Annotated in this window: 11 protein-coding genes; 4 read left to right on the top strand and 7 right to left on the bottom strand. The window is 54.4% G+C overall.

Annotation, left to right across the window (positions count from 1 at the left end; translation table 11 throughout):
• Positions 1–133 precede the first annotated feature (133 nt).
• Positions 134–906 (top strand): IS5 family transposase gene (locus E2H98_RS03160; RefSeq protein ID WP_198325225.1). Its coding sequence is split into 2 segments (ribosomal slippage): positions 134–461 and positions 461–906, totalling 774 coding nucleotides; the frame shifts between segments, so codons are not numbered across the junction.
• Between the two features lie 49 nt (positions 907–955).
• Here the strand turns inward: E2H98_RS03160 and E2H98_RS19275 are convergent.
• The 3 genes from E2H98_RS19275 to E2H98_RS03150 form a co-directional block, all read right to left on the bottom strand.
• On the bottom strand, positions 956–1,843 hold the full coding sequence (locus E2H98_RS19275; protein WP_232475457.1) for an SUMF1/EgtB/PvdO family nonheme iron enzyme: 888 nt from the start codon (positions 1,841–1,843) through the stop codon (positions 956–958).
• A 48-nt stretch (positions 1,844–1,891) separates the two neighbouring features.
• Positions 1,892–2,194, bottom strand: a complete 303-nt coding sequence (locus E2H98_RS19270) for a hypothetical protein (protein WP_232475456.1) — start codon at positions 2,192–2,194, stop codon at positions 1,892–1,894.
• Positions 2,195–2,367: 173 nt separating this feature from the next.
• A complete protein-coding gene (locus E2H98_RS03150) occupies positions 2,368–3,984 on the bottom strand; it encodes a methyl-accepting chemotaxis protein (protein ID WP_133587718.1) in 1,617 nt (538 codons plus the stop codon).
• A gap of 371 nt (positions 3,985–4,355) precedes the next feature.
• On the opposite strand from E2H98_RS03150, the gene E2H98_RS03145 reads away from it, so the two are divergent.
• Positions 4,356–5,858: a DUF418 domain-containing protein gene (locus E2H98_RS03145; protein WP_133587716.1), complete on the top strand. Its 1,503-nt coding sequence runs from the start codon at positions 4,356–4,358 to the stop codon at positions 5,856–5,858.
• Positions 5,859–5,877: 19 nt separating this feature from the next.
• Here E2H98_RS03145 and E2H98_RS03140 read toward each other — a convergent pair whose 3' ends face one another.
• Positions 5,878–6,426 carry a cytochrome b gene (locus E2H98_RS03140; RefSeq protein ID WP_133587714.1) on the bottom strand — a complete coding sequence of 183 codons (549 nt, stop codon included), beginning with the start codon at positions 6,424–6,426 and terminating at the stop codon, positions 5,878–5,880.
• A gap of 180 nt (positions 6,427–6,606) precedes the next feature.
• On the opposite strand from E2H98_RS03140, the gene E2H98_RS03135 reads away from it, so the two are divergent.
• Positions 6,607–7,326 (top strand): GGDEF domain-containing protein, encoded by a 720-nt coding sequence (locus E2H98_RS03135; RefSeq protein ID WP_133587712.1) that lies wholly within the window; start codon positions 6,607–6,609, stop codon positions 7,324–7,326.
• A gap of 6 nt (positions 7,327–7,332) precedes the next feature.
• Here the strand turns inward: E2H98_RS03135 and E2H98_RS03130 are convergent, their stop codons facing one another.
• Positions 7,333–9,339, bottom strand: coding sequence for a patatin-like phospholipase domain-containing protein (locus tag E2H98_RS03130; RefSeq protein ID WP_133587710.1), 2,007 nt, complete (start codon positions 9,337–9,339; stop codon positions 7,333–7,335).
• Positions 9,336–11,651, bottom strand: a complete 2,316-nt coding sequence (locus E2H98_RS03125) for a c-type cytochrome (protein ID WP_198325224.1) — start codon at positions 11,649–11,651, stop codon at positions 9,336–9,338. The genes E2H98_RS03130 and E2H98_RS03125 overlap by 4 nt, the downstream gene beginning before the upstream one ends.
• Before the next feature lie 344 nt (positions 11,652–11,995).
• Between E2H98_RS03125 and E2H98_RS03120 the strand changes: the two genes are divergently transcribed.
• Complete coding sequence (locus E2H98_RS03120) at positions 11,996–13,645, top strand: sensor domain-containing diguanylate cyclase (protein WP_133587708.1); 1,650 nt, start codon at positions 11,996–11,998, stop codon at positions 13,643–13,645.
• A gap of 98 nt (positions 13,646–13,743) precedes the next feature.
• Here E2H98_RS03120 and E2H98_RS03115 read toward each other — a convergent pair whose 3' ends face one another.
• Positions 13,744–14,778, bottom strand: coding sequence for a Glu/Leu/Phe/Val family dehydrogenase (locus tag E2H98_RS03115; RefSeq protein ID WP_133587706.1), 1,035 nt, complete (start codon positions 14,776–14,778; stop codon positions 13,744–13,746).
• Between the last annotated feature and the right edge of the window lie 460 nt (positions 14,779–15,238).

The raw sequence follows: 15,238 nt of genomic DNA, 5'->3' as shown, positions 1-15,238 counted from the left end.
ATTTTGGTCGTAGAAGCCATCTCAAAAACACCAATTCGTAAGTTGTTGAATTTAGATCAATTTTTTCCGCGCGTTGTGATTGGAGCGGCATAGGGGGGCGACAAAGTGTTGGTGATGTGATCATATACTGGTCATGAAGCTGATGAACGAACAATGGGCGGTGCTAGCGCCGCTGTTTGAATTGCCACCAAGAGAGGACAGACGCGGTCGCCCACCTCTGCCTGCGCGAGAGGTGCTTGATGGCATTTTGTGGATTTTGAAAGCGGGTGCTCGTTGGCAGGATTTGCCTGAGCAGTATCCGACTTACCAAAGCTGCCACCGACGATTTCAAGCGTGGGTAAAAGACGGTACTTTGCGCCAAGTTCTAGAGCGGCTCGCTACGGATTTACATGAGCGTGGCGGCTTGGATATTCGCGAAACCTTTATCGATGGCACGTTCAGCAGTGCAAGAAAAGGGGCTTTTGCGTTGGCAAAACCAAGCGTGGCAAGGGCACCAAGATCATGGCAATTGCAGACCGTCATGGTTTACCTGTCGCCATATGCATTGAAAGTGCTTCGCCGCATGAAGTGACGTTGGTCGAAACGACGCTGGACGCGATGTTCATTGGAACCTCTCCAGAGCGACTAATCGGCGACAAAGCGTATGATAGCGACCCGTTGGATGAAAAACTGAAATCGGAGCGATCGACCGCACTTATTGCACCTCATAAAGAAAATCGCAAGAAGGCTCCAACCCAAGACGGGCGTGAACTGCGTCGATACAAGAGACGTTGGAAGGTTGAACGGTTGTTCGCTTGGTTACACAACTTCCGACGATTGGTTGTACGCTACGAATATCATGCTGATAACTTTCTAGGCTTCGTTCAACTCGGCTGCACGGTCATTTTACTTCGGAATTATTTTTGAGATGGCTTCTAGTGAATTGCATACTCCGATACGCGTGTGTTGAATTGAGTTAGGCTGTTGCTTGCACAAGACATGGTGTTGAAGCCGGGCCATTGAGCATTGCAGTTAATCGTTGTCGGCTAGACGAATGCCGCTGAATGGCCAGCGATCGGATGGATAAAAGAAGTTGCGATAACTCAAGCGTTCGTGGGCATAGGGCGTAACGCACGCGCTGCCGCGCCACACCATTATTGCACATGAATTTGCCGTTGTATTCGCCAACCGCGCCGCTCGCTGGCTGAAAACCAGGGTAGGGCGTGTAGGAAGAGCTGGTCCATTGCCAGAGCTGGCCGAAAAAATCCGCATCTATTTTGCACTGCGCCCGCAGCACTTCTGCGTGTTCTGACAAGGATGATTGTGCGGCAGCGTGCTCCCATTCGGCTTCGGTAGGCAGGCGTTTTCCTGCCCAACGGGCAAACGCGTCGGCTTCGTAATAACTGATGTGCGCCACTGCGGCATCAGCACTCAGTGGATGCAAGCCGTAGAGCGTGAACTCCTGCCAGCCGCCAGTTGCGTCGCGGCGCCAATATAGCGGGGCATCAATCGCCTGCTGCTGGCGCCATTGCCAGCCATCAGCGAGCCAGAGTTTTGCCTGCTGGTAGCCTCCATCATCAATGAACTGCCGAAATTCGTCAGTGCTGACCAGTCGCCGAGCCAATCGATGGGGGGCCAGGAAAACCGGGTGACGCGGACTTTCGTTGTCGAACGCAAAACGTTCACTGCTTTGCTCGTGACCAAGCTCGAACAACCCGCCCTGATATACATGCCAACTCTGCGCATCGGCTTCTCCTACAACGGGCATCGACGATTCAAGATAGGCCGGATACAAGGGATTTTGCGCGAAGTGATAAAGCAGATCGGAGAGCAGCAATTCCTGATGTTGTTGTTCATGTTGCAAGCCAAGCACCAGACGTTGGCGAATAGTTTTTGTCTTGGCGACATCGCGCTAGGAATGTGAGGCCAGAAACTTCAGCAGTGATTCGTCAACCTGATCACGATACGCCAGCACTTCGGCATTGGTCGGTCGCGACAGCGCGCCTCGCATTGCGCGCGGAAACGGATCGCCAACTCCCTGGTAATAGGAATTGAACAGCGTGTGATAAAGCAGATGCACCGGCTGATAGTCAGCGACAAACTCACGCAGAATAAAGGTTTCAAAAACCAGGTGGTGTGACCGAGGTGCCGGCGTGGCGGGCTGGCGAAGACCGCTGTCTGCAGTCCGTAATCTTCGGCCTGTAACGGCGCGCACAGTGCCAGTGTATTTTGCCGTTGTTTGCGATATTCATCGGCCAACGTTGCCATATCAGCCGTTGGCGTACTGAGATCAGGTAATTGGATGTTGACGGTCACCGGCATGCTCCTGTCGCTTCAGACAGGACCATAGCATTGCCGTCGTGAATCACCAACCAGAATTAGGGCGCATCACACGTTGAATTTATGCGCCGTTTGATTCAATTCTTCCGCAACGGCCGACAAAGAGGTGCTGGCTTCTCCGGCATCCTGAATCAGTTGCGCCGAATCCATCGACAAGTCACGCAGTTTGACGACGTTATGCGAAATCGATTCAGCGACCGTCGCTTGCTCCTCGGTGGCCGTGGCGATTTGCATCGTCATGTCGAGAATGGTTTGGTTGGCTTCGCGAATCTTATCCAGGCTTTGGTAAGCGCGCTCGGCCTGCTCGCCGGTGCTCTGGGTTTGCTTGCTGCTGTTCATCATGTTTTGTACGGCGCTTTGTGAACCTTGCTGCAGGTTTTCAATGATTAGCGTGATTTCCTTGGTGCTCTCCTGAGTGCGCTGGGCGAGGTTGCGCACCTCATCGGCGACGACCGCAAAACCACGCCCTTGCTCACCTGCACGAGCGGCTTCAATAGCGGCGTTCAGTGCCAGTAAATTGGTTTGCTCGGCAATGCTGCGGATGACATCCAACACCTTGCCGATCTCGGCACTGTAAGCGTCAAGTTGATTGATGACGGTGGCGGTTTGCTCAATGTTTTCTGAGAGTGTGCGTATCGCGTCAACAACATTAGTTACTTGCCGATTGCCATTTTGCGTGGCGTCGTTGGCCAGGTTGGCGGCATCGCTGGCGGCGGTAGCGTTGCGGGCGATTTCCGAGATCGTCGCGCTCATTTCGGTGCTGGCAGTCGCGATCTGCTCGGTTTCCTGGTGCTGCAAATTACTGGATTTGCGGACATGACTCGTGGCCATCGCAACGTTACTGGCGATACGAGAGCTTTCCGCGGCTGACTCCAACACATTCTTCACCACCTCGCGGAAATGACCGAGCATGTCATTGAACGCGGCGGCCAATTGGCCGAGTTCATCGTTGCTATTGATATCGATGCGAGTACTGAGGTCGAGATGGCTTTGTACCCGTGACATGCCGCGTTGAAAGCGCTCCAACGGTGTGGCGATGGCACGATGGGTTTTCCAACTGCTGAATACCAGCACGGCAATCAGCAGTAAACCGACCAGCCAGAAAATGGTGGTCGTGGCCAGGTAGCTGGCATGCACTTCGTCGCGCGCGGTTTTAGCGACATCAAGTTGTAATTGAATCAAGTCGGCAATGGTCGTGGAGATCGGGTCAATTTGCGCGTACAGCGCCCCGTCGTGTTGATTGAGCTGGCCGCTGATCGGATCGCTGGCGCTACGTAGATAATTTTCCACGTCGGCAATCGCTCGGTTAGCCTCTTTGAACTGGTTTCGCGCTTTGTCGACCAGTCGAGTCTCTTCGCTGGTCAGTTTGGTGGCGACATAGGCCTGCCATTCACGGTCAATGATTTTGCGCGCCTTGCCGATTTCGTTCAGCGCCTCTGTGCGCGACATCGAACCGCCATTGGCCTTATTGACCGCATCGATAATGTTCACAGCATAAGCGTCGGCGATTTTCTTTAACTGCCCGAGCGGTATCACCCGGTCATCGTAGATGGTGGTCACCGTGCGTTCGGTGACGAACAGGTTGTACTGGGCGAAAACAATCAGGAATACAAAGGCAACAATAGCGATGCCGGCATTGGCAACCAGACGGGTTCTGATCAGCATGTTTTTAGCCCTCGAGTAGTCCCAGGACTGCAAGCTGGTACAAACAAGCTTTGCACCAAGAGCTGCTCGTTTCTTTTTGGTTATGAATGCACCGTGAAATAAGCGTGGACCAGGATTGGGATCTGTCAAGTTGTGTCAGCAGGGCGCTTGGTTTGGTGCACCAAATTGGCTCGAATCATTTACCTAGCGAGGCAGCGTACGGCCTGCAAGTTGTTGATTCGTCAGCTGCCAACACCTTGCGAGTAGCAAGCCCGTTGAGCGCTGATCTGGTATCACTCCCTTTAAGCAAAGAAACATTTGTTAACGCTTGCGGGCTATTTCGGACATTAGTGCCTGTCTAGAGTCGGCCCACTAACTTCTAATAAGGACGCATGATGCAAGCGACAACTTCTCCCCCCATCCCCAGTACCGAGCTGAGCTCAGCCAGCGGTGAACGCTTACAGCCCTTGGCTGGCAACCAGCGTATTGCCCTGCTGGATGTGCTGCGCGGCTTTGCCTTGATTGGCATTCTGCTGGCCAATATTGAATGGTTTAGCCGGCCAATGAGCGAGTTGGGTTTGGTTGAGAGGGGCCTAACCGGTTCGGATTTTTCCGTTGCCTGGCTGGTCGCGGTTTTTGTTGAGGGCAAGTTTTACAAGCTTTTTTCACTGCTGTTTGGCATGGGCTTCGCGGTCATGCTGATTCGGGCGTCGGACAAGTCCCTGCCGTTCAATGCGATGTTCAGCCGGCGCATGCTGATGCTGTTTGCGTTCGGTGTCTTGCATGCCACATTGCTATGGACCGGCGATATTTTGCGCGCTTACGCGATTGGTGGTTTCTATATGCTCGGCTGGGTTTGGTTGATGCATCGACCACGCTGGCCAGGTTTGAAGAAGCCGGAAGCGACATTAAAACTGAGCTTGACGTTGATGAGCCTGCCCTTTGTATTGATGCTCATTATCGGTAGCATTTTTGCGTTGACGCATGACAGCGCTGAAATGAAAAAGGAATGGCAAGAGCGCTTACAGGTTGAAGTCGTCGCCGATCAGATGCTGGTCGATGCGAAAGCCGCCGGCGTTGATCTGACGGCGGAAACGCAGAGCGATGAGTCGGTCGATGTGGATCAGCTATCCGATCAGCAACGACTGCAACATCTGGCGAAAGCGCGTGCGGAGGTCAAAGCGGAGCGCGAAAAAGATAGTCAGGCAGAAATTCATGCGCTGACTCAGTCTGAGTTCTGGTCCGCGACCGCTTTTCGTGTTCAGCAAATTGCTGAGGAAATGCCGTTCGAGCCGTTGATGGTGTTAATTGATTTGCTGCCGATATTTCTGTTTGGCTATTGGTTGATCGCCAGTGGCATCATTCAGCGAGCAGAACAACATCGCGTGCTGTTCAAGTCGATGGCTTGGCTGGGACTGGGTATTGGTCTGATGCTGAATGCCATCGCTATTGTCGTGCTCTACCATCCAGCTAGCCAGCATGTATCGATACTGGGTAAAGCGGCAACCTCATTGCATATGCTTGGGCAAACGACGATGGCGGCAGGTTACCTCGGCTTCTTTGTGTTACTGGCTCACAGTGTGCGCTGGCAGCGTTGGTTGGGCTGGTTGATCCCGATGGGGCGTATGGCATTGACCAATTACCTGATGCAGTCGGTGATCTTGAGTTTTGTCTTCTACGGGCAAGGTTTTGGTCTTTACGATCAGTTGTCGCGGCTTGAACAGATGATGATTGTCGCTGCGATACTGGTCGGCCAGTGCGTGTTCTCGTGGTTATGGCTGCAGTTCTTCCGCTACGGACCGATGGAGTGGTTGTGGCGCAGCGTAACCTACTGGCAGGTTCAACCGATCCGTCGCCAATCTATGGCGTTGGAGCAGGTAGTGCCAACGGTGTAACGACTGCCAGGACTGTCAATTATTTCAATGGCCAGGGCAGCATCCGTTTCAGGGTGTTGTCCTTGAACCAGTAGTGATGTAGCAAGGCCGCCAGCGCGTGGGCGCCAATCAGGAAATAACCAAACTCGCCGAGTGCCTCATGAATCTCTTCGATTTGCTCGGCCCGTTGCGCGTTTTCATTGAGCAGTGCGGGCAACGGCAGGCCGAAATACCGAATGGATTCACCTTCGCTGCTCAGTAGCAGCCAGCCAAGCATTGGCATCGCGATCATGAACGCATAAAGCAACACATGCACACCGGCACTGGCAAGGCGATTCCAATAGGAGGGCAACGGTTCGATTGCCGGTACTCGTATCAGCAGCCTCAACAGGATACGCAAACCGACCAGGAACAATACTGAAAGCCCCATCATGTAATGCAAGGACTTGAACAGTGAACGGGTATCGGAGCCTTTTGGGAACCATTCGCGCAACTCGATGAAGCAATAGGCAGCCGCGATCAATAGCAACATCAGCCAATGCAGACCGATGCTGAGCATTGGGTAGCGAGAAGGGAGTTTGCTGGTCATCGGCAAGCTCCACGGTGGATTGCTGGTCGTCATTACTGTGATGACGCCGGCCAGGTGGCGGATTGATCTCTATCAAACGAGGGCGAGGTCATTACTGAGAACGGAATCTTGCGCGGGTTCAGCAGTACTGGTCGGGAAAGCTGTTATATTCAAAATACCGCATAAAAGAGAGTGACCGTTATGCGATTGGTCTGGTCTTCGCATGCTCGCAAGCGTATGGCACAGGGGGCGCTGGCTTCAGTCGGCGCGCCGTTGGGCTGGTTGCTGCTGGAGTGGGCATCTGGTGTGCCACCCTTTGTCAGCTATGTGCACAATGCCGGGCTCTACAGCTATATGCTGTTCGGCACTATGCTCGTGTTCTCGGCGTTCGGATTTTATGTTGGCAATCATGAAGCCAGCTCCTGGGCGCTGGCCATTCGCGACCCGTTGACTGGCGCATTCAATCGCCGCTATTTCGAAGCACGCCTAACCGAAGAGTTGGCCCGCTTTCACCGTAATCAACAGCGCTTCGCCCTGGCCTGTCTTGATATTGATCACTTTAAACGTGTCAACGACACGTACGGTCACGCTACTGGTGACGTGGTGTTACGAGGTTTGGTCAGCTGCATCAGCCAAGATATTCGCGGTTTGGATGTGCTGGCCCGAATCGGTGGCGAGGAGTTTTTCATTCTGATGCCGACCATCGATCAGCAGGATGCGGAAAAAGCCATGCAGCGCCTGCTTGGCGCTATACGCGCTCATCAATTCACCATCGATAGCGGCGATACGCTGCACATCACGATCAGCATCGGGCTGACCATGTTGCGCGAAAACGACACATTGCCGGCGTTGATGGAGCGTGCCGACAAGGCCATGTACAAGGCCAAGCAAAGCGGCCGAGACCGCTTGGTTTCCGACTAAGCCATTTCAATTTGTTGCTGGCTTGGCTTTCTCAAATAGCTCTGCCAAATTTGTTGCCTGATAGCGGTCGAACACTTGTTGCAGGCATTGCTGCCCCAAGCGCCGGTAAGCGTCGAAGTGCTGTTCGCCAAAAAACTGATCGGCTGTGCTGTCATTCGGGAAGGCCGGGTCGCTGGCCGCGAACGCCGTCAAGTCGGCTGTGGCATTTTCCGGCAGCAGCGATTTGACATAAACCAGCATGCCGCTACTACCATCTGGATAGCGAATTTCACCAACAGCAAAGCATGGCCCGCGTGATTCTGGCGAATGCTTTAGAGCCTCTACGCACAGATTGATCTCAGTGGAAAAGTCGGCCGCTGCCAATTGAATCAGATTGCCCAGATCGCTGAATTGCAAATCCGGATCGGCGCCGGCATCGCCCACCAGAATGCAAGGACAGCGGCGTCGTATCAATTCGTATACGCCGAGATTCTCGAAATGACCACCATCGGATAAATGCAATAACGATGAGCGCTCCCGCAAGCCAACAGCTAACAACTCGCGGACAATCACCGCATAAGGAATATGCCGATGACCGGGACGGTGGCGCACCCAACAACCGAGCCGAGCATTGAGCAGTGTCATCAGAAAACTGATGGCGCGATTGCTGGTAAAACGACTGTCCGGATCGACTGCAGCACCTGATGTGGTCATCGCCTGACCGAGTGTGGTGTTGCCGCCATTGAATTGCACCGTTTCCAGGTAACCGGTTTGCGGCGCGCCGCAGTAAAGCGGGCTCAGTGTGAAGCTGGCGCCGCAACGTTCGCTTTGCAAACGATCGTTGCTGTTGCGGGTGTTGACGGTGGTGTTCACCAGTGGATAGGCCGCGCCTTGTTCGGCCCGGAACTCACGCAAAGGCAGGTCCGGATCACGGGGTTTTATCGACGTGGTAAATGGAAAAAATGCCCGGCGCAATTGATGCAGATAATACGAGTGCATCGAGACGATATTGATATGTGCCACTGCCAGCAAAATCAGTGAAAGACCGAACCATGCCCAATAGTACGGCTCATCAATGAACGCGGTGTGCGCGACAACATGGTAGGCAAACGCACACAGGCCAAACACCAACAGTGTGATGCCGATGTAGGCGGTCTGTGGCGACAATGAGCGGCGTGTCGCGGTGAACGCGCCGGCCAGCATTGGCAGCAGATAATTGATATGTGGCAATACGCTTTGCCAGGTTTCCTTGCCAATAAACGTGGCGATGGTGTCTTCGAGACGAGCCAGCACTGGGATCAAGGCAATGAAAAAACTCAGCAGCGAAATGCTCAACAAGCGCCCCATCAGCATGCGTTGTCGAAATGCCCGATGCACCGACAAGCCATGGCGCTGATCGCGCCACAGCGCCATCAACGGCACCAGTAACAGGTACAACACCAGCGACAGGCCGCTAATGGCAAACAGCATCAGAAAGCCGCTGTGCGCTTTCAAGGTCGCCGCGCCAGGTAAGCTCAGCCAGTGCGGCCAGTCGAGCGGAAACAGCGGCAGACTCATCAACCAGAACAACAACAGCAGTGATGGCAAAATCACCAGCAAATTGAATAACGCGCCAGCCAGAATAGACGCGCCCAAGGTAAAGCCGGTAACGCGATGGCCATCGATCAGGTATTTGCCGTGGGCACGCAACCAGTCGAGCACCGTGTGGCCGGTTTCCTGTGGTTCGGCAAACGGATCACGCAAACCTGGCCGGCTTTGTTGACTGAGCCATTGCCAGCAACTGGCGATGTAACCGCCGCCGGAAACCGAGGAAAAATAATCGACCTGCTTCATGCTGTCGCGGGCAATCAAGCCTTGCAATATACCGAGATGAAAGCAGGCCGAACGAATGCCGCCGCCGGATACCGCCAAACCAATTTTCGCTTGCTGCGGATCGATTTGGGCGGCCTGACGCCGTTGCTGCAGCCATTGCTGCTCGGCTTTTTTTACTTCATCGAACGTGGTGTTCGAACCCGATTTGTCGGCGGCGTTCATGAAGCATCTGCCAGACAGGTTTGTAATGACTCGTAAGCCGGCGTCAGCTGATCGTCCTGATGAATTTTCAGGTATTCGATGATCGCCATGCGTTGCTCGTTGCTGAATTCCGGACCAATTACCCCCGGCGGTAACGGATGAGCTTTAGCATCGGCACGATAGGCCTGCCATTGATCTGCACTGGCAGCAAAACCATGTCCGGTGTTGTGATTGCCGGGCTCGGTGGTGTCGAACCAATAGCCATTTTTTTCATTGCCCGGTTTCGCTTCGGTGATGTAACCGAGATGCGCCGGGTCATAGTCGCGCGGACCGGAGAAAAAGCGCTTGTCGCGTTGCTCTGGTGGCAGCAGCATTTGGTAAACAGAGGGCACTGAACCGTTGTGTAAAAACGGCGGTGTTGCCCACACACCGGCCAATGGTCGCGGTTTGTAACCACGAATTTGTTGCGGCAGATCGAGTGTGCCGAATCCTTCCAGGCATTGCTGAACGGCATCGTCGAGACGGTTGTCGAGGTAGTAACGCTGCTTGATCAGCAGACCAACGATATTCAGCGCGACACCTTCGGTCAGTGAACTTGGATCGAACGAGACACTGGTCTGCTGGACATCATTGATGCCGAATTGCAGGTACCAACTTAGGGCGTAAAGCTGACATTCCCGGTCGCAGTGCAGTGGTTCATAGGGTTTGTTTTCTGCGGTCGGAGCAATACTTGGCTGCAATTGCTGTTGTTCAAGGCCTGCCTTCAGCGCAGCGAATGGTGAATCGCTGAACGCCCGGTCCGCGAGCTGATCCGGCGCCGGGTATTCGGTAATGGCCTGGGTCAGCCAAGCGCGTTGTGTTTCGCTGATGTCGGCATCCTGGGCCAAGTCGCGCAGGTGATACAACACGTTGCGCGCCAGCTGCCGGCGCAGAGACGGCAGCAGCACTTCGGCGATCTGCTCACGAGTAATGCCTGTGCTGCGCAGATCATAACGACGGTCAAGAAACGCGGTGGCGGCTGAGGCATCGGTGCCGATATGTTCAACCGGAATCACTTCAATCAACCACTGCGGTTGGTCTGTGGTTTTCAGTGGCGCTTCGGCATTTTTTCTTGCTTCGGAAGCGACATGGGGGCCATGGCATTGCTGACAATGTTGTTCGAACAACTCCTTGCCCTGCGCGGCTCGCTCGGCGTTGACCGCACCGAACAACTCAGCGGGCCATTTCGGTGGCGCCAATGAGCGAAGCGTCAATTCAATGCGCTCCAAATCATTGATACGGACCGAGCTACGGAATCGCTCGCTGGCTGGCAACGGCGTCTGCTCCGGCGTTTTCAATGGTGTTACGGCGCCAACGCCGAGCGCTTCACCAATGTTGCGCGCCAGCGGTTGTGACACCGAACCGTTGTACTGCACCCAATTGAATTTCCAGATATTCCATAAATACGGATAGGACACCGGCGCTTCGGCAATTTGTAAATTGCTGGCGCTCAGGTGATCGCCAAACACGGTGTTGGCGATGCGCCCGAGCGCATCCGTGCGACCGTATCCTTCCCGTTCCGGATAGAGCTTGCGCAAGGGGTTGTTTTGCGGCATCGACAACAGTGCTTCGATGGTGCCGCGCAATTGTGAATGTAACGCCGATTTGGCATCAGGATTGTCCGCGCCAACAACGTTGTCGGCAAAGCGGGAAAACTTCGCCGGATTCAAATAGGTTTCGATCAAAGCTCCGAGCAACAGCGGACCGAAAGTGCCTTCTTTCATGTCGGTGAACGCGTGCATCGCCTGACCGCCATCGACGCGCAAACCGTAACGGACACCATCTTTCTGATAATGCAATTCGCCGGTATGGCAAGCGGCGCAGGTCAGGTCGAGAACATCCTCGCCAATACTGGCGTTGAAGTGGCGGGTAAACCCAACCGGCAGGTGGTCCGGGTTGCTTTTGCTCGGCGTCTCATCAACCAGAAATTTCAGCCGACGCATGAATTCCGGGTCGGCAAATCGCGCCGTCGACAGCGGTTGTTCCAGATGAATAAACCAGCTGTAGCGCAGCGCATGCTGGTCGGCGCCTTGGGGCACCGAGGCGCCCTGGGGTGTGAAGTAATAGGCTTGGCGGGCATCGCTGTCGGCTGACAAGCCCCAGCTTTCATTGAGGTAGACATAACGATCGACCGGTTCCAGCGGCGGTACCGCCCGCATCGAGGGCATCATCAACAGCCAGAAGGCAATGATGGCCAGCACAATCAGCACCAGTAGCGTGAGTACAACTCGACGCAACCAGTGACGCTTTCTGCTGCTTGGAGTGGTTGATGGGGGGTGAGCGGTGTTGGCCATGAATGCGTTCCCTCTTGTAAAAAATTCGCCTGACCAGTGGTAGGCGAGGGCGTTGTTTTTGTTGTCGACAGGAAAATCCGACGGTGGCTGGCGAATACTCGGTCGCTGCGCCGGTTTTGCCATGATGATGATTTTGGGCATTAGTACCATAATGAAACTTGTGCCGGCAATCGGATCAGTCGGACTGCCACCGAAGCGAGCTTCGGACCAAAATGCTTGTTCCGCTACTGCTGTGGCGGCAGAATGTGGGCGTTTTCGTGCGGCGAATGGACATCGGCGTCGGGGCGAGCTTCTGAGGAAAACGACAATCGCTTGCCATTCAATCAGTTGACGACACAATCACAATGAAAATTCTCGTTCGCATCACGCTCGGCATCAGTTTGCTGTTTTGCTCACTAACCGGTTATGCCGCTTCCGGCAGTGTGGCCGAAAGCGATGTTCGCTATTCCGCCTCGCTTTTTGTGGATCTCACGACCGAACGAGGCTTCGAGGAGGTTCACAATCAATTTGCTGACCAGTTTCAGCCTATGGATGACTTGTCGAGTAACTTTGGTTTTTCGCGCGCGGCCTACTGGGTCGCGCTGGAGCTGGAGAATCTCGACAACCAGGATCAGGCGATCATCATTCGCCAGGATTATCCGCTGATTGACTATGTCGATATGTGGACCCAGACACCGCAAGGCTGGCAACAGCGAAGCACCGGTGACCGGCGGCCGTTTGCTGAACGGGATGTCGACCATCGCGATTTTCTTTTTCCGCTGACGTTGAATTCGGGGGAAAAAACCACCGTTTATCTACGTTTTGTTTCCGATGGCGCACTGAACATCAGCCTGTCGCTATCGACGCCGTCCTCAATGCTGGAGCAGATCAGCCTCGAGCAGTTGCTCTACGGTGGTTACTTCGGCGGCTTTTTCGTACTGATCATTTATAACCTGATTATTTTCCTGGTAGTGCGCGACAAGGCCTACTTTTTCTACATGATGTACGTGTTGAGCCTTGGTACCTACATGGGCGTCAGCAATGGTTTGGCCTATCAATACTTTTGGCCGAATAATCCTTGGTTTGCCAATCAGGGCTTGCTGTTTTTCCTCGGTGTTTCGGTGATTTTCGGTCTGCATTTTTCCCGCACCATGTGCAATATCCGTGAATATGCACCGCGCTTTGATTTGTTCACGCGCATGCTGCTAGTGGTTAGCGTTGTGTTGCTCGTCGCTTCGCCTTTCCTGAGTTACAAACTGCTGATCCTGCCGTTCTCGTTCAACACCTTGCTGGTGGCGGCAGCGATGCTGATTCTCGGCTTTATCAGCATGTTCCGTGGTTCTAAGGCCGCGCGCTATTTCGTCGTCGCCTGGGCGGCGTTCTTGCTCGGCGTCATTGTCTACTTGCTGAAATCTTTTGGTGTTTTGGAGCACAACGTCATTACCCACAACGCCCAGCAAATCGGCTCGCTGATCGAAATGGTGTTGCTGTCGCTGGCGCTGAGTGCCCGGGTCAATGAAATCAAAGAGGCTAGTCATTCCGACCCGCTGACCTCGCTGGCCAATCGTCGCGTACTTGATGGTGTTTTTCCGGTCGAGTTTGCCAATGCGCAGAAGCATGGATCTCCGCTTTCGTTGCTGGTGCTCGATATCGACAATTTCAAAAAATTCAATGACCGCTTGGGCCATGTCGTCGGTGATGAGGTGATCGAACGGGTGGGGCGCTTGTTGCGCGAGCAGGTGCGTAAACCTCATTTGCCGTGCCGTTATGGCGGTGAGGAATTTGTTGTGGTGCTGCCAAACTGTGATGCCGAAGAAGCTGAGCAATTGGCGGAGCGTCTGCGTCAGCAAGTGGAAAATCGCAGTACTTATACCTTGCCGGTCACCGTCAGCATCGGTGTTGCAACATTTACTGGCGCCGAATTCAGCCATCATCAGGCGATGTTCGAAGCGGCCGATTCGGCGCTTTATGACGCAAAACGTGCAGGAAGGAACTGTGTCAGGCGGGCGGTATGAAAGCGATGGTCTAATGACCGATACCTTAAAAAATCACCAATAAAAAAACCGGCTTTCGCCGGCTTTTTTGGGTGCTGGGGGGCGCACCGTAAACGAGCTTACTTGCGGCCTTTGGCCACCAGCTGACGGGCGATTTCGTCGGCAACCACGTTGGTCGGTTTGCCTTCCGATTTCGCGCGCTCGAAGACGTTGGTCAGCGTCGCATAGATGTTGTCGGTTTTCGCCATCGCCGCGTCTTTCGAGTAGTTGTTCTCGAACGATACGTTGATGATGCCACCGGCGTTGATGACGTAATCCGGTGCGTACAGAATGCCGCGATTCATCAGTGCGATGCCGTGACGATCTTCAGCCAAAACGTTGTTGGCGGCGCCAGCGACGATGCTGCACTTCAGACGTGGCAGGGTTTCGTCATTGACGGTGGCGCCGAGTGCGCAGGGCGCATATACATCGACGTCTTGCGTGTAGATGGCGTTGATGTCGCAAGCAGTAGCGCCGAAATCACGAACCACGCGCTCAATCGATTCTTTATTGATGTCGGTGACGATCAGTTTGGCGCCTTCTTCGTGCAGGTGTTTGCACAGGTAGTAGCCAACGTGACCAAGGCCTTGCACGGCGATGCGCACGCCTTCCAGCGAGTCGCGGCCCATCTTGAATTTGACTGCTGACTTGATGCCTTTGTAGACGCCGTAGGCGGTCATCGGCGACGGGTCACCGGACTTGCCTTCAAGACCCAGTACATGCGGGGTCTCTTTGTGCACGATGGCGATGTCGGCCGGGCTCGTGCCAACGTCTTCGGCGGTAACATAACGGCCGGAAATGGAGTCAACGAAACGGCCGAAGGCACGGAACAGCGCTTCGGATTTCAGGGTTTTCGGGTTACCGATAATGACCGATTTGCCGCCGCCGAATGGCAGGCCGGCCATGGCGTTTTTGTAGGTCATGCCGCGCGACAAACGCAAGCCATCAACCAGCGCGCCTTCATCGGTGTTGTATTCCCACATCCGGCAACCGCCGACTGCAGGCCCCAGGGCCGTGGAGTGAATGCAGATGATGGCTTTCAGGCCGGATTCCGCATCGCTGCAGAAAACGATTTGCTCGTGGTCATCGTAGGCACGCAGGTTAAAAACCGCCATACCGAATCTCCTGTTTAGAGGGGTGAAAAGCAGGTACGGCGTGCTCGCTAGCGCTGTGAACAACACCGTACCGGGGGTAATGCCGAGGCAAGAAAACAGGACTCATCCAAGTGTAGCAGGCGTACGTTTACGGAAACGTAAACCTGTCGCTCAAATGATGGGCACCCAAAGTGCCCTCCAAAATTCGATCTCGTCTCAGTCAAAAACCTTGGCGTCTGACACCTACACCGGGTGGACGCTGACCAGGCCCTCCCGGAGGGGGCCGGCAATCGGCGCGCATTATACCCATCGAGCGGAAAAACGCGAGGCCGGGAGGTGTTGCGCTGCAAGGAACTGGTCCGGCTTGTATGGCGGTTCAAGGATTAGCCGAGTGTCGACTCGTTCAACTCAGTTCTGTGAACCAGTACGGTGATGCCGAATCAGTTTATGTTGCGAGTGCAAAATCGTCATCGAATCGGCG

It is taken from the genome of Permianibacter aggregans, from assembly GCF_009756665.1.
GTDB lineage: Bacteria > Pseudomonadota > Gammaproteobacteria > Enterobacterales > Permianibacteraceae > Permianibacter > Permianibacter aggregans.
Note: the sequence above shows the minus strand (reverse complement) of the source record. Positions and strands in the feature narration are given on the sequence as shown.

What these genes read in the sequence shown, in the direction of transcription:
- E2H98_RS03120 (WP_133587708.1), top strand. Translation starts at nt 11,996, where the DNA reads ATGAAAATTCTCGTTCGCATCACGCTCGGCATCAGTTTGCTGTTTTGC.
- E2H98_RS03150 (WP_133587718.1), bottom strand. Translation starts at nt 3,984, where the DNA reads ATGCTGATCAGAACCCGTCTGGTTGCCAATGCCGGCATCGCTATTGTT.
- E2H98_RS03145 (WP_133587716.1), top strand. Translation starts at nt 4,356, where the DNA reads ATGATGCAAGCGACAACTTCTCCCCCCATCCCCAGTACCGAGCTGAGC.
- E2H98_RS03115 (WP_133587706.1), bottom strand. Translation starts at nt 14,778, where the DNA reads ATGGCGGTTTTTAACCTGCGTGCCTACGATGACCACGAGCAAATCGTT.
- E2H98_RS03135 (WP_133587712.1), top strand. Translation starts at nt 6,607, where the DNA reads ATGCGATTGGTCTGGTCTTCGCATGCTCGCAAGCGTATGGCACAGGGG.
- E2H98_RS03140 (WP_133587714.1), bottom strand. Translation starts at nt 6,426, where the DNA reads ATGACCAGCAAACTCCCTTCTCGCTACCCAATGCTCAGCATCGGTCTG.
- E2H98_RS03125 (WP_198325224.1), bottom strand. Translation starts at nt 11,651, where the DNA reads ATGGCCAACACCGCTCACCCCCCATCAACCACTCCAAGCAGCAGAAAG.
- E2H98_RS03130 (WP_133587710.1), bottom strand. Translation starts at nt 9,339, where the DNA reads ATGAACGCCGCCGACAAATCGGGTTCGAACACCACGTTCGATGAAGTA.